The organism is Bradyrhizobium lupini (genome assembly GCF_040939785.1).
GTDB classification, from domain to species: Bacteria; Pseudomonadota; Alphaproteobacteria; order Rhizobiales; family Xanthobacteraceae; genus Bradyrhizobium; species Bradyrhizobium canariense_D.
Genome location: NZ_CP162553.1, coordinates 2,307,319 through 2,321,779, shown reverse-complemented (window position 1 = coordinate 2,321,779; position 14,461 = coordinate 2,307,319). Strand labels below are relative to the sequence as shown.

9 protein-coding genes and 4 pseudogenes are annotated in these 14,461 nt (G+C 61.2%); 10 read left to right on the top strand and 3 right to left on the bottom strand.

The window, feature by feature from the left end:
- The first annotated feature begins 79 nt into the window (after positions 1-79).
- The 4 genes and pseudogenes from AB3L03_RS11300 to AB3L03_RS11285 all read left to right on the top strand — a co-directional run.
- Entirely contained in the window at positions 80-1,078 is a 999-nt protein-coding gene (locus AB3L03_RS11300) for a polyprenyl synthetase family protein (RefSeq protein ID WP_368509031.1), read from the top strand.
- A 300-nt stretch (positions 1,079-1,378) separates the two neighbouring features.
- Positions 1,379-2,929, top strand: coding sequence for a hypothetical protein (locus AB3L03_RS11295; protein ID WP_368508594.1), 1,551 nt, complete (start codon positions 1,379-1,381; stop codon positions 2,927-2,929).
- Positions 2,926-3,828 carry a hypothetical protein gene (locus AB3L03_RS11290; protein ID WP_368508593.1) on the top strand — a complete coding sequence of 301 codons (903 nt, stop codon included), beginning with the start codon at positions 2,926-2,928 and terminating at the stop codon, positions 3,826-3,828. The genes AB3L03_RS11295 and AB3L03_RS11290 overlap by 4 nt, the downstream gene beginning before the upstream one ends.
- Positions 3,829-3,847: 19 nt before the next feature.
- Positions 3,848-4,078, top strand: a pseudogene (locus AB3L03_RS11285) (type 2 isopentenyl-diphosphate Delta-isomerase); the annotation flags it as partial.
- An 8-nt stretch (positions 4,079-4,086) separates the two neighbouring features.
- On the opposite strand, the pseudogene AB3L03_RS11280 reads toward AB3L03_RS11285, so the two are convergent.
- A pseudogene (locus tag AB3L03_RS11280) lies at positions 4,087-4,353 on the bottom strand (MFS transporter); the annotation flags it as partial.
- Between the two features lie 57 nt (positions 4,354-4,410).
- Positions 4,411-4,691: pseudogene (locus tag AB3L03_RS11275) on the bottom strand (aldehyde dehydrogenase family protein); the annotation flags it as partial.
- A 434-nt stretch (positions 4,692-5,125) separates the two neighbouring features.
- Between AB3L03_RS11275 and AB3L03_RS11270 the strand changes: the two are divergent.
- On the top strand, positions 5,126-5,713 hold the full coding sequence (locus AB3L03_RS11270; RefSeq protein ID WP_368508592.1) for a GNAT family N-acetyltransferase: 588 nt from the start codon (positions 5,126-5,128) through the stop codon (positions 5,711-5,713).
- A gap of 467 nt (positions 5,714-6,180) precedes the next feature.
- Here the strand turns inward: AB3L03_RS11270 and sbmA are convergent, their stop codons facing one another.
- Positions 6,181-7,395 carry a peptide antibiotic transporter SbmA gene (gene sbmA, locus AB3L03_RS11265; protein WP_368508591.1) on the bottom strand — a complete coding sequence of 405 codons (1,215 nt, stop codon included), beginning with the start codon at positions 7,393-7,395 and terminating at the stop codon, positions 6,181-6,183.
- A 631-nt stretch (positions 7,396-8,026) separates the two neighbouring features.
- Here sbmA and AB3L03_RS11260 point away from each other — a divergent pair.
- The 5 genes and pseudogenes from AB3L03_RS11260 (at position 8,027) to AB3L03_RS11240 (ending at position 13,667) form a co-directional block, all read left to right on the top strand.
- Positions 8,027-8,774, top strand: a pseudogene (locus tag AB3L03_RS11260) (outer membrane protein).
- Between the two features lie 212 nt (positions 8,775-8,986).
- Positions 8,987-9,496, top strand: a complete 510-nt coding sequence (locus AB3L03_RS11255) for a transposase DNA-binding-containing protein (protein ID WP_368508590.1) — start codon at positions 8,987-8,989, stop codon at positions 9,494-9,496.
- Between the two features lie 420 nt (positions 9,497-9,916).
- Positions 9,917-10,789, top strand: a complete 873-nt coding sequence (gene panB, locus AB3L03_RS11250) for a 3-methyl-2-oxobutanoate hydroxymethyltransferase (protein WP_317245083.1) — start codon at positions 9,917-9,919, stop codon at positions 10,787-10,789.
- 14 nt (positions 10,790-10,803) lie between these two features.
- Complete coding sequence (panC, locus tag AB3L03_RS11245) at positions 10,804-11,655, top strand: pantoate--beta-alanine ligase (protein ID WP_368508589.1); 852 nt, start codon at positions 10,804-10,806, stop codon at positions 11,653-11,655.
- A 1,229-nt stretch (positions 11,656-12,884) separates the two neighbouring features.
- The gene (locus AB3L03_RS11240; RefSeq protein ID WP_368508588.1) at positions 12,885-13,667 is read left to right on the top strand and encodes a YggS family pyridoxal phosphate-dependent enzyme; all 783 of its coding nucleotides are present in this window, start codon (positions 12,885-12,887) and stop codon (positions 13,665-13,667) included.
- Positions 13,668-14,461 lie beyond the last annotated feature (794 nt).

Here is a 14,461-nt window from a genome sequence, read left to right as displayed (position 1 = left end):
AGGCAGCGACGCCGGCAACACCGCGGCGGCCCGCCGCTCGCCGTGGCCGTCTCCTGTCAGGTACAAGGACATGAACAGCATGCAGATCGGTTCCACGCTACACGACGACCGAACTGGCGTTTCCGCGCTCGGCGGATTGGGCGCGCAGACGCGCGGCGCTTCCGGCAGGCTGCTGCCGGAGATCTGGATGCACGACGGCGCAAAGCGGGTCGAACAAGCGCTCGCGCGCCTTCTCTGCGCCGAAGACAACGGTGACACGGAGCTGATGGCAGCGATGCGCTACGCCACCTTGCATGGCGGGAAGCGCACCCGCGCCTTGCTCTGTCTGGCCGCCGGCGCACTGGCCGACACGCCGGCGCACATGCTCGACGACGTCGGGGCCGCCATCGAGATGATGCACGCCTGTACCCTGGTCCACGACGACCTGCCCGCGATGGACAATGACGTGCTTCGCCGCGGCCTTCCGACCGTGCACGTCAAGTTCGGCGAAGCCACCGCGATCCTGGTCGGCGACGCGCTGCAGGCGCACGCCTTCCTGGCCCTGGCGAGCCTGGATGCGCCGGGCGACAATCCTATCGCGCTCGTGCGCGAACTGGCGCGGGCGGTGTCCGCCGAGGGTGCCGCAGGCGGGCAGGCCATCGATCTGTCGCTGGTTGGAAAGCACGTCGAGCTGGACAGGATCGTCGCGATGCACCGGATGAAGAGCGGAGCGCTAGTGCGCGCGTCCGTTCGCATGGGCGCGCTATGCGCCATCGCGGAGGATGCCGCGCACGCTGCGCTGTACTGTGCGCTCGATCGCTACAGCGCCTGTTTCGGCCTGGCGTTGCAGGTGGTCGATGACATTCTCGATGCGACAGCGGATACCGCGACGCTCGGCAAGACCCCCGGGAAGGACGCGGCGGCGCAGAAGCCGACCTGCGCGTCGATCATGGGGCTGGAGCCTGCGCGCCAGTTCGCGCTCGATCTATTGCGCGACGCCGGAGAGGCCATCGTCCCGCTGGGGCCGCGTGCGGAACGGTTGGGGCAGATGCTGCAGCGGGCCAACGCGCACCTGTTCAAGCACGCGCCATGCGCATGAGCGCGCCCGTTGCGCATGGAGTCGCCCCTGTCCCGCTGCGATCGGCCGGCGGTAGCGGTGCATGCTGCACCGTGTCCGAGTCCGCGGCGCCGATCACAGCGGTTGCCCTGCACGGCCGCGGCGCGCTGCGGCCAAGCCTATGCGGCGGACCGGCGCCAGCGTCGGTGGCAAGTCGCCGCGCCAGAGCAGTGCGGCCGTCCGGCGCTGCCCATCGGCCGGGCCGCGACGGACCTGCGGCAACGTGCGCGGCGTCTGCCCGATCCTGGTTCTCGTCAACCGTCTGCAGAAGGAACCTCTCGCGTGAACGCGCAGTCCGAACAGATCCTTTCCGAATTGCGCCACCTGCTGAGCGAGATGAGCGACGGCGGCAGCGTCGGTCCGTCTGTCTACGACACGGCGCGAGCTCTGCAATTCCACGGCAACTTCACCGGTCGGCAGGACGCCTACGCGTGGCTCATCTCGCAGCAACAGGCCGATGGCGGATGGGGAAGCGCGGACTTCCCGCTGTTCCGTCATGCGCCCACGTGGGCGGCGTTGCTGGCATTGCAGCGTGCCGATCCTCTTCCCGGCGCTGCCGACGCAGTCCAGGCTGCAACCCGGTTCCTCGAACGCCAGCCCGATCCCTACGCGCATGCGGTGCCGGAAGACGCGCCGATCGGCGCGGAGCTGATCTTGCCGCAATTTTGCGGCGAGGCCGCATCCTTGCTGGGCGGCGTGGCGTTTCCGCGCCACCCGGCGCTGTTGCCGTTGCGGCAAGCGTGCCTGGTCAAGCTGGGGGCGCTGGGGAGGTTGCCGAGCGGCCATCCGTTGCTGCACTCCTGGGAAGGTTGGGGGACGTCGCCGACCACCGCATGCCCGGACGACGACGGCAGCATCGGCATCAGTCCGGCGGCGACCGCCGCCTGGCGTGCGCACGCCGTGACTCAGGGGAGCACGACGCAGGTCGGGCGCTCCGACGCGTATCTGCAGGCAGCATCGCGGGCGACGCGCAGCGGCATCGAAGGTGTCGTTCCCAACGTCTGGCCAATCAATGTGTTCGAGCCATGCTGGTCGCTGTACACCCTGCATTTGGCCGGGCTGTTCGCGCATCCCGCGCTCGCCGAGGCGGTGCGCGTGATCGTCTTGCAGCTCGACGCCCGCCTGGGCGTGCGCGGTCTCGGCCCGGCGTTGCATTTCGCGGCCGATGCGGACGACACCGCCATTGCGTTGTGCGTCCTGCGCCTTGCAGGCCGCGAGCCGGCGGTCGATGCCTTGCGCCATTTCGAAACCGGCGAGCTATTCGTCACCTTCCCCGGCGAGCGCAATGCCTCGGTGTCGACCAACATCCATGCCCTGCATGCGTTGCGATTGTTGGGAAAGCCCGCCGCCGGCACCAGCGACTATGTCGAGGCTAATCGCAACCCGAACGGTGTATGGGACAACGAAAAATGGCACGTTTCATGGCTGTATCCCACCGCGCATGCCATCGCTGCGCTGGCGCAAGGCAACCCCCAGTGGCGCGACGAGCGCGCGCTGGCGGCGCTGCTGCAGGCGCAGCGCGACGACGGCGGCTGGGGCGCCGGTCGCGCGTCCACATTCGAGGAAACCGCCTATGCGCTGTTCGCGTTGCATGTGATGGACGGGAGCGAAGAGCCGACAGGGCGCCGGCGCATCGCGCAGGCGGTGGCGCATGCGCTGGAGTGGATGCTCGCCCGCCATGCGGCGCATGCATTGCCGCAGACGCCGCTGTGGATCGGTAAGGAACTGTATTGCCCCACGCGGGTCGTGCGTGTGGCCGAACTTGCCGGGTTGTGGCTGGCGCTTCATTGGGGGCGGCGTGCCCTGGCCGAGAGAGCAGGAGTGGCGCCATGATCCAGACCGGACGCGCGCTGCAGCAGGTGCTGGAGTGGGGGCATTCCCTGAACGGGTTCGCCGACGAGCATGCTATGGAAGCGGTCAGGGGCGGCCAGTACATCCTGCAGCGCATCCACCCGAGCCTGCTCGACACCAGCGCCCGCACCGGCCGCGATCCGCACGACGAAACGCTGATCGTGGCGTTCTATCGCGAACTGGCGCTGCTGTTCTGGCTCGACGATTGCAACGACGTTGGCCTGATCGCGCCGGAGCAGCTCGCCGCTGTGGAGCATGCGCTGGGGCAGGGCGTGCCGTGCGCGCTCCCCGGATTCGAGGGCTGCGCTGTGCTGCGCACCTCGCTGGCCGCTCTCGCCTACGATCGTCGCGACTATGCTCAGCTTCTCGACGATACCCGGCGCTACTGCGCGGCGCTACGCGCCGGACAGGTGCGGGCGGCAGGGGCGGAACGCTGGTCCTACGCCGAGTACCTGCACAAGGGCATCGATCTGATCGCCTACGCGAATGTGTTCTGTTGCCTGTCTTTGCTGTGGGGGCTGGACATGGCGACCTTGCGCGCGCGTCCGGCGTTTCGCCAGGTCCTGCGGCTCATCTCCGCGATAGGGCGTCTGCAGAACGATCTGCATGGACGCGACAAGGACAGCTCGGCCGGCGAGGCCGACAACGCGGCGATCCTGCTGCTGCAGCGCTATCCGGCTATGCCTGTGGTGGAGTTCCTCAAGGACGAGCTGGCCGGCCATACGCGCATGCTGCACCACCTGATGGCGGAAGAATGCTTTCCCGCGCCGTGGGGAGCGTTGATCGAGGCCATGGCGGCCATCCGCGCGCAGTACTACCAGACCTCGACCAGCCGCTACCGCAGCCACGCCACGGGGGCAGGCCAGCGTGCGCCGGGCTGAACGCGCGGGACGCGGCGGCGTGCGCGCGCTGCCGTCGGTCCGATCCGACGCAACGCCGTCGCCCGATGCAGCGAGCATGAGCGACACCGCCCTGAGCCGGTGCAAGGACGACTAACTGGACGTCGTGCTGGATCGCCGAACGGCGTCGGCCAAGGTCGCCGCCGCCTGAGAGTATATCACTTTCGATCACTGCGCATTTTCCGAGTTGGACTTGACGCAGATCGAGCTCTGCGCCTGGCGGCTGGGCAAGATCCCGCGTGTGAAGCGTCGTCCATAGCGGTCACCGAGAAACCCGGTACCGAACGATCCTAGCATCATGCCGACGAAGGTCGCGGAGATGAACACCACATTCTGGGGGAGGCTCGAAAATCTGGTCTTGAGTATCACGCTCAGCACGGTACCGATAGTGTAGATGTCGAAACCGTCGAAAAACGTTCCTATGCCGATCAGCAGTATGATGCGGCGATGGAATGGCCCGACCGGCAGTCGATCAAGACGAATGCCTGTGTTCACGGATCTCGACATTGACGCTCTCCATTGATGCGGCCCGCCTTCTTCGAACGTCTGCCGCTTGTCGTTCTGTTAGTTCAGCCGCTTCTGGTTGGCCGTGTCGCGATACCAGTCGAACGGCTGCTCGTGCGTGGCGATCATCACGCTCTTGGTCTTGAGGTGGTCGTCGAAGGTCTGGGTGCCACATTCGCGGCCGGTGGCGGCGAGGCCGCCCCAGGGCGAGGCGGGGTCGAGCCGGTGATGATCGTTGACCCAGATGACGCCGGCGACGGAGGCGGCAACCGCGCGGGCGACGTCACGGGTGCGATCGCTGCGGCAAGGCTGAAGGGGAAGTCGTTGGCAATCCTTCGGGCAGACAATCCCAAGCACCTACCTGGGTTGGCAGGTTCCAAATTAGACTGCGGTGCTTAGACTCGCCGAGCGAATGCAACTCGCAACGTTTGGCGAAACAAGATCACCTTGTAACACAAATCGTCCTTCTCGCTTCCTTCGGAAGGCTGCCAGGCTTGTCGACGCCGATAAAATGAGGCCTTCCTTTCGGAAAGGGCAGGATCCAGATGACGCTCTCATGGCGAAAAGCACAAGTCCTCGGCAGGTCCAAGGGTCAGGGGCTCCCAGCGAGGAACCTTCGCCGAAGCCGCCGTCGAAGGCGGCCTTCTGAGGCGGGATGAGAGCCGGAGGCGGAAACTAAAGGGGATGAATGTTCGGGGCACATCCATTCCGCTCACGTCCCAGGTATCGGTCCTGTGCTCCAACCTTCAACTCTGCGATCGAAAAGCGGTGCATCATGACAAGAGAGCCGGGCGTCACCTCGGCGAACGCAAGTATTCGGGCAAGAATCGTCTGGACGATTGTCCTCGGCTTTGCCGCCGATCCTTTGATGCGTTGGAGTTGGCCGGACCCTGGGCAATATCTTGGCAGCATGACTCAGCTCATCAAGGCCTGTGGCGGACGAGCATTCGAGCATGGCACAGCATACGTCACGGGAGAGACTCGCGCAGCGGCCCTGTGGCTGCCTCCGGGCGTGCAGCAGGATGAGGATGCGCTGGACGCAATCATGGCGCTGTCCCTGCGCCCTGAAATCAGCGAACATATGGCACACCTGCGCCAGGGAATGGCTGAACATCATCCCTCCGAGCCACATTGGTATTTGCCCCTGATCGCTGTCGATCCGAACTGGGCCGGACAAGGGCTTGGCACATTGCTGATGAAGTACGCTCTTCAACGCTGTGATGAGCAGGGCCTCGCTGCCTACCTCGAAAGTTCGAATCCTGAAAACATTCCCTTTTACCAACGCCACGGGTTCAAGATTATTGGAGAGATACAGCACGGTTGCTCACCGCCACTTACGCCGATGTTGCGAAAGACGCGGTGAACGGAATTCGGAGACGCTTCGCATGCTGCGGCTCCCGAAGCGTCCTTGGAGACGCCGAACTGAGGCACATTGCCTCATCCGGATTGTTACTGGACAACTTCTCGCCGGTGATTGGGTGGCTGCCATCGAATTGGTCCGGTGGCGTCTATGGCGGGAAAGATCAGCATGGGCGCGCGGCGGCAGGTGGTGTCGGCCGAAAGGGATCGTTGCCGGTCGGCCACCCGGGCGGAAAAGAGGCGCATCTCGATGCGATATGCGCGACGACCGGCTGGCATCGCAAGTATGCGGTGCGTGCAATTCGGGCACGCGCAACAGTTGGACCGAGGCCGGTCGAGGCACCGCGAGAGCACAAGCGAGGATATGGGGCTACGATCAAGGACGCGATGACCGCAGTGTGGGGGCGTCGGATCGGGTGTGCGGCAAGCGGCTCAAGGGCCGGGTTTCGTCAACTCCTGCAGCTACGCCAATCATGAGGCTGGCTCCTTTTGTGTCTCGATCGACGGCAGTGGCCCACCGTGGATCTTTGCCTCAAAGCTCCGCAGCCGCTGATAGATCGAGATCAGTTCGACGATCGTGCTCCAGGAGTTGACGAGATACTGAAACGAGGTTCGTACTTGCGTGAACGCGTTGAGGATCTGGTTCATCGCGCCGAGGGTGATCCTGCCCGCGATGATTGTGGGCGCAAGCAGCAGATAAGGAAAGATGACGTCAGTCTGCAGATAGACGATCCGGCCGATATTGAAGTACATGAAGTTCAGATAGAGCCGGAAGTAATTCCTGCGAATGTCGCTAAACAGCACGCTCAATGTCGGCGCATTGGCACGCGCCGTATCATCCTCGCCGAGCACGAGCTCCTTGCGATAGGCCGCTTCGACCCGCTGGTTGAAAAATTCAATTCCGGGCAGGCGGATGCCGATAAGCGCGAGAACGCCGGTGCCCAGGATCGACCAGATCACCGCGGCGAACACCAGCGGATAGGCAATCGAGCCGAACAGAGGCAGCTCCGTGACGTTGCTGGACAGCCTCACCAGAACCGGCAGGAACGCCAACAGTGTCAGCACCGCGCTGATGAGATTGACGCCTAGACCTTCCATGGTGCTGGCGAAGCGCATGGTGTCTTCCTGGATGCGCTGGGAGGCGCCTTCGATCGTGCGCAGCCGTGGCCAGTTGGCGACATAAAACTCGTTCATCGCTGTGCGCCAGCGGAAGATGTAGTGGCTGACGAAGAATCGCGTCATCACGCCGACCACGACGGCCACGAGCGCGATACCGGCAAAGGTCGACAATTCGTTGTAGAACTGCTCAACCGTGACCGGCGCCGATTTCGAAAGCGCAGCCTGGACCAGGTCGTAGAACGGTCCATACCAGCTGTTGATCGCGACCGAGACCTGGACCTGAAAGTAAGAGGTGAACAGGATCAGCGCCGAACCAAGAATGGACCACGTCGCCCAGGGATGGGGGGCAAACAACATCCATGCAGCCGCGAACACCGTAACGGTCAGCGCAAAATAGAGATCAAACCACAGCGCCGTGGCCGACCAGAACGTCGCAAGCCCGACCGGCTTCTCCGGGGCTTGAAAGAGATTGCCGGCAAATACATACCAAAACGCCATCGCCAACGCCGTCCAAAGAATTGAGGAGGCAAAGAACAACTTTGGTCGAGGGAAGAATGAAACGAACATGCTCGCTGTCCTTTATCGACTTAGAACTTCAGCTCAGAAGATGAACTCGCCGCGGCCGTTGGCCACCACCGGTCGGCAAGCGTTATCGGCGATCTGGGCATTGGCGGTGTGGTAGAAAGCCTCGGGTGGAGAACGGCTCGTTCAACCAATAAGCAAAATCCTTCGGGCCGCATCCTTCATCCGCCGAGGGCGGAGGTTGTGTTTCGCATGCTCTGTCGACCGCGTGACACAGCGGCATCTGCGACGAACGGGTCAGCATCTGCAGGACATTGATTCAATCGAATAGACTTCATCTGATCTCTCGGGCCGGTGGGTGCAACACGAGCATGGTCGTAACGGGGTCTTTAGTGGCGGCACGGGACAAGAGCAAGAGTTTTGCAAACCGCTTCACTCTTCTCGCTTGCGGTGTGGCTTGCGACGATCTGAGTTGCGAGCGCTTACTCCGCTGAAATCAGCGGCCGCAATCTATGCTCGCGCGCGAAGGTGCATTGCGACGCTGTTGGAGATGATCTGCACCGCAACCTGACGCAGCGTTCGGTTCACGCATTTCTTTCGGCGCAAAGGTTGCGATGCAGTTACAGCAATTCGCGCGCACGTTGTTAAGACGCATGAAGCTCGGGGCACTGAAGAGATGAGAGTAGAAACGAAGAACTTGTTGCTTGCGACTGTGAGCATTGTGGGGCTCGGCGCATGGGTGCCCGCATTCGGCGCGGATCTGGCTGCGCAGCCGGCCAAGCCTCTCTACACCAATGCCCCGCGGCCCGTCGCGGCTGCAATCTACGACTGGAGCGGCTACAACGTCGGTATGAACGGCGGCTTTGGTTCGAGCTCGAATTGCTGGGATTCCGATGGTGGCAAGCCTGAGGGCTGCCATGATGCCACCGGCGGAAGCGTGGGCGGGCAGATCGGCTATCGATGGCAGACGGGCCCCGATCGTGCTTGGTGTTGAAGGCCAGGGGAACTGGGCTCATTTGACTGGTTGGAATCCCAGCGCGGCTTTTTTGGATATCAACCAGACCAAGATTGATGCGTTCGGCCTGGTAACGGGGCAGATCGGTTATGCCTTCGACAACGTACTGCTTTACGCCAAAGGCGGCGCCGCGGTGACGAGCAATACGTTTCGGGTCATCTGGACGACGGGCGAGTTAGGTGGAGAAAGCAAGCACGTTCTTTGGGGCGGCGCGTTGGCAGCCGGTTTCGAGTATGGCTTCGCACCGAATTGGTCGATTGGATTCGAGTACGCACACCTGTTCATGCGGCCAACCATGGTCGGCTTCACCGAGCCCGCTGGTGGGGTTGACCGCATCCGCCAGGATCTCGATCTTATGACTGCACGGCTCAACTATAAGTTTGGCGGCCCGATTCTTCTCAAATGTTGATCTATCGTTCAAAAGGTGGATCGAGGGCCTTGGCCTATGGGCCGGGCCTATTTTGGTGCGCCAGGCATGGCGCGGAGCGCCGCGACTGGCGCGGTTGACCGGCTTTCAATTACCCATAACTTTCTCCGCTTGAGCTGATCCGCTGATCAGCAAAATCTTGAAAAATCACTTGTGATTCCTTGCTGAGCACCTGATGCGCGAGGGGGTGCTCTATGGGGCTCACATTGAGGGATCGATCGGCAAAAGGCCGTTTGCGTTTCTTAGGCGGTGAATGTTGGATTGATCGAGAGACTAGTGGATGCCAGTTTAGGGACGCGCGGCTCGGCGACAGATTCCGCTGCTCACGCAGATTGGAAGCGCCATCGGACAAACTATTCCGCTCGTCTGCCAATTGGGCGAATACCAAGGCAGCTTATCGCTTCTTCTCTAATGACCGGGTTAGCGAAGCGGACATTCTGGCGGGCCACTTTCAATCGGTGGTTGAGCGCATGATTGCCGCCGGCGGTCCGGTTCTAGTGCTCCATGATACGACCGAGTTCACCTATCAACAGCAGTCCAGCACCCTGCGCTCCGACATCGCCGACATCCTTCGCCAAGCGCTGATGCGGCTCGACCAAAAGATCATCTGTGCCGCGGGCAGCCTGCAATGGCGTGAGCCAACAACCGCGGAAGCGGACGAACTCCTGGTGAAGCGTCAAGGCGGTGTCGACAGCATGACGTGAGTCGGCGGGACCACTGACCCGGACCCCGACTGACCACAGCTTCACCTTTCCGCCACTGGAAGACCATAAGCTAATCGCAGCGCTTCGGCACGACTAGATCAGCGCACCCTGCGTCGTCCCGTGCGCTCTCATCTGGAATGGCTCCGACCGCCCCAGCGCGCCCTGAGGCGCGGCGTGACTCGAGGTGCTTCCACATGACAATTTGAATCTTGGAAGTTCTTGCTTGGTGGTCGCGCGACCATTGGAATGTTTGTGCACTCGGTCGCGACCTTGGAGACATATGTTTCTTTCTTCCTTTCACGGTTGACAGTTTTCTCTTGTCCTCCATACGAAAGCATGGTCCCCCGTTGCGGGTAATACTCGGCCGCGTCGCTCGCAACATCGGATTACCGTTCGCCTAGTTGATGGAACGTATCAAAAATGAGCCACGCTTCGGAAGTGTCAGTTGAGCGGGTCACAATTCCAATCTTGCAGCGGTGGAAGCAGGAGCGGCGGCGTGTCACCATGACCACCGCCTATGATGCGGTTACGGCAGGCATCGCCGACCCAATCGTCGACATCATTCTTGTGGGCGACAGTGTTGGCAATGTCTGTCTCGGATTCGACAACACGTTGCCGGTCAGCATGGCAATGATGAATCATCATCTGGAGGCTGTTGCACGCACAAGGCCCCGTGCCCTTCTCGTGGCCGATCTGCCGTTTCTTAGCTTTCACCTTGGTCCGGAGGAGACGATACGCAACGCTGGAGGGTTCCTGCAGCGAGGCGCAGATGCCGTGAAACTCGAGGGCGGGGCCAAGCGCGTGGAAATGGTGCGTGCCTTGGTCGATTGCGAAATTCCTGTCATGGGCCATCTCGGCCTCACCCCGCAAAGCGTCAATGTCATGGGCGGATTCAAGGTGCAGGGCCGGAACGCCGATGACGCTTTACGGCTGCTCGATGACGCTCACCGTCTGCAGGAGGCCGGATGCTTCGCGTTGGTGCTTGAAGGCATTCCGGCCGAGCTAGCCCAGCGAGCGACCGAATCGCTATCGATACCAACCATCGGAATCGGCGCGGGTCCCGACTGCTCGGGCCAAGTGCTCGTATTCCATGACGTGCTGGGGCTAACCATAGGTCATCGGCCCAAATTCGTTCGCGCCTATGCAGATGGTTTTCAGATGTTACAAGAGGCGCTCTCGCGCTGGGCTGCCGATGTCCGCACCGGTGCGTTCCCGGCGCCGCAGGAGTGCTATCGGCTTCCTGAAAGCCTGAGTGACATTATCGCAACCTGGGCTCCTCCCAACCCAACCTGATGTAAGGTGAAACGATGCAGACGATTACCACGGTCGCTGAGCTTCGTCGTGAGCTCGCGAAGGCTTGCAGCGCGGGCAAACGCGTCGGGTTAGTGCCTACAATGGGGTATTTGCACGATGGGCATCTGGCCCTGGTCGAGGCGAGCCGAGCGCAATGCGATGTCACCGTCGTTAGCATTTTCGTCAATCCGACTCAGTTCGGACCAAACGAGGATCTCAGCAGCTATCCTCGCGATTTCGTGCGCGATGAAAAAATGTGCCGCGATGCCGGTGTTGCGATTGTGTTCGCGCCGGGTGCACAGGAGGTCTACCCGGCTCAATTCGAGACCTTCGTCGAGCCGGGCGAACTGGCGAAGCCACTCTGCGGGGCTTTCAGGCCTGGGCATTTTCGGGGCGTGGCGACCGTCGTGTGCAAGCTGTTCAACATGGTGCATCCGGACGTCGTGTTTTTCGGGCAAAAGGATTTTCAGCAATGCGCGGTCGTGCGTCGCATGGCGACAGATCTCAATTTTCCCATCAAGATCGTCACCGTGCCAACCGTTCGGGAACCGGACGGGCTCGCGATGAGCAGCCGCAATCGGCATCTCAGCAAGGAAGAACGTGGGCGAGCCGTTGCCATTAGTCGTGGACTGTTCGCCGCGGCGGAAGAATTCCGCGTAGGAGTGCGCGAGGTGGACAAGCTGATTGCGATAGCCGAGCGGCAACTTGAGACAGTTGATCGGCTGCATTATCTTGAACTTGTCGACGGTGATACCCTCAAGCACGCCAAGAGTCCCCTGCGGTTTCCGGCGGCGCTCTGTGTCGCAGCCTACGTTGGTTCGACCCGACTGATTGACAACGTCCTACTGGGAGTACCAACTCCGTAGCGCAATTCAGAACCAAATCGATAAACTATCTTCTCGTTATAATCCACGGATCGGCCGACCGATTCACCTGTTCAGGCCGTGGGCCCAACCCAGCGATTTGAGACGGTGCAGGTCCGGGATTTGAGCGTACCGGTGCGCAAAGTTCAAGCCGCTCAGCGCCGGACTCCTCGCCGTTTTGTCCCTGAACGGACTCAGTGTGGACGTGGGCCGGTCCGATTGAGCCCGGCGTCGAAGGCGACCGTAGTAATTCGCTGCTAGTTCGCTCGAAGCCAAGCCGTCTCAGCTCCCAGCATCTTCGGCACCGTCGACCATCTCCAACTTGCGCGCAGCAGTCAGATGACAGTCTCGGCCTTCGGATCCACGACTCCACATTGAAACCAAGCTTGTTACCTCCCGCGCCTCTATTCACTAATGATGCGCGAAGTCGACATCGCGATGACCCTGGACACGCCCGGCCACGGGTCAGTTGACGTCGCAAAAGCGTACTGACTACACGCTCGATCTCTAAGGGTCGGAAGTATAAGTCAAACACCGCCGCTGGCCCAAATCCTTGGCGGATCTAGCGGGGCACGTTTTGTTGGCCTACATCCCCGAACTGCTTTCCACGCGGCAACCTATCGAAACTCGGTGATCGCATCCAGGTCCTGCCAACAATTTGCAGCACGAGCGTGATGGCGCAGGCCGATGCGGTGCAGTATGGAGGGGCGATCGGCGCGCTGCCGACCTTTTTGCCCTCGGGTGGCCGCTTCTGAAAATGTTGCGTCCGAAAAAGTGAGGCTCTCGCATAGATACTCGATTGCCGTCCGCGTGTGACGGCTGCACCGATAAAGGCCGCTCTCGACGCCATTGTAGTGGGTGTTCCTGCCGACAAGCGCATGTTTCTGCATCGTTGATGGTGAGACGCTCATCGTTAGACCAGAACTGCCCCGATTTGAACGAATATGAACCTTACTCGTGAATGGAGGGTCGTGAATTGTCTCTCCCGAGCAGCACAGAACTTTCCGTGCTGTCCTCCCTGAGCCAGGGCGGCGAGTTGGGCGATGGCGGATCGCGAGATCCGGAGCACCTTGTCTGGGATTAGGATCGTCCCTATGAGGGGGATACGGCCTGGATTATGCGTCGATGGGAGAGGTTCTGACGAACTAGCCGGACTCGGCTCTGCTTTATGTGCTACCGAAATCCATTGGCCTTATGTCAAACACCATGGACGTGGAAGCGAGGAATTCGCCATGTCGCAGATGAATAGCGCCCGATTCACGGACGATCCGCGCTCGTTATTGCGCTCCAATCTTGATGAGCTTGAGCAGCGCATAAATCGGGCCTGTATGCGGGCTCGCCGCAGGCGTTCAGAAGTTCGTGTTTTGCCTGTCAGCAAGACCGTACCCGCCGCGATTATCCGTATCGCATCCGAACTCGGCCTTTGCGAGTTCGGCGAGAACAAGGTCCAAGAGGCGGAGAGCAAGGTCCGCGATTTGGCCGACCTGTCGTTGAACTGGAGTGTCATCGGTCACCTCCAGACGAACAAAGTGAAATCCATGGTCAAGTTCGCGAACGAGTTTCATGCGTTGGATACCTTGAGATTGGCTGAAGCGCTCCAGGCGCGCCTGAGCGCCGAAGGCCGGCATCTCAACGTGTTCGTCCAAGTCAACACCTCGGGTGAGGTGAGCAAATACGGTTTGCCGCCCCAAGAGGTAGAGGATTTTGTTCTTCGGCTGTCTGACTATCCAGCCCTTGTTCCTCGCGGCTTGATGACTCTCGCCGTCCTGAGCGGAGAGGCGGACAAGGTTCGCGAATGTTTCAAGTTGCTGCGGGGGCTTCGAGACGCACTCCTCGATAGAACATCGACGCGACTTGATCTCCTCTCAATGGGGATGACAAGCGACTTCGAGATAGCAATCGAGGAAGGTGCCGATGTCATAAGAGTTGGTCAGGCGATATTCGGACCGCGTCCGACCAAGGACAGACAGTATTGGCCCGGGCTTCCTCTCCCCACCAGCGCGCTATCCGCGTGAGGCCGCGGGACCTGCCGCGAGTTCTGTTTCGTCCGTCGCCTGCCAACAGCAGACTAAAATCACCACACGAATGCTAGCAAGTCGCCCCGTCACGATCCGCATGACGCCCCTTGTGAGCTGACCAGGCTCGATGGCGGACCCAGTCTAAGTCGACACGCCGGACCCTCGCCGATTGCAGGCGGGCCGCCCAACGGAAAACACGGCAAATTTCTCCGCGACCAGGAACACTAAGGTGCGCCGCGAGGTTCTTCTGCGTCAGGGCTAGGGCTTGCGGAGTTCTCTTCCATGGCTATCCAGATCGTGATGGACCATACAGGCGACAGCCGACATTGTTTTGACCAAAGCGACCTGAAGGGCCTGGCCAGGTCGAGCCGCGCTTCGACAAGCTGACAGGCCGCGGATTATCGCTGTCAACCGGGCGGCGGCGGGTGATCTTAAACCCGTACGGGCATTTGATCCGAGTGCAGGTGAGACGCTGCTCTGTTCGCGCCTTGTCGGGACTAGCCAGACTCGCGGCGCGGCAAATGTTTTTGCTTAGACGCGGCGGTGTCGCAAGTAGCGCGCGTTTGCGCGCCCCGCGTTCGCTTTATCGGAGCTTCATCGAGCAAAATGGGCCGGACGCGCGTGCGCGACGCCTTCTGCGCAATTGGTTATCTCCAAGAGCAGCGTGCGCAATTTGATGCGATGGTTATTTCGAAGTCACCGGCTCTCACACCGGGCGACGGTATCGAATTCATCAGGGCACCATAGTTTTGGAGCCTGATGAAAAATGTAGCCTAAGATCGGGTGGTGTT

Coding starts and splice junctions, on each gene's coding strand:
- sbmA (WP_368508591.1), bottom strand. CDS start 7,395: ATGTTCGTTTCATTCTTCCCTCGACCAAAGTTGTTCTTTGCCTCCTCA.
- AB3L03_RS11290 (WP_368508593.1), top strand. CDS start 2,926: ATGATCCAGACCGGACGCGCGCTGCAGCAGGTGCTGGAGTGGGGGCAT.
- AB3L03_RS11270 (WP_368508592.1), top strand. CDS start 5,126: ATGACAAGAGAGCCGGGCGTCACCTCGGCGAACGCAAGTATTCGGGCA.
- AB3L03_RS11300 (WP_368509031.1), top strand. CDS start 80: ATGCAGATCGGTTCCACGCTACACGACGACCGAACTGGCGTTTCCGCG.
- panB (WP_317245083.1), top strand. CDS start 9,917: ATGAGCCACGCTTCGGAAGTGTCAGTTGAGCGGGTCACAATTCCAATC.
- AB3L03_RS11240 (WP_368508588.1), top strand. CDS start 12,885: ATGTCGCAGATGAATAGCGCCCGATTCACGGACGATCCGCGCTCGTTA.
- panC (WP_368508589.1), top strand. CDS start 10,804: ATGCAGACGATTACCACGGTCGCTGAGCTTCGTCGTGAGCTCGCGAAG.
- AB3L03_RS11255 (WP_368508590.1), top strand. CDS start 8,987: ATGGGGCTCACATTGAGGGATCGATCGGCAAAAGGCCGTTTGCGTTTC.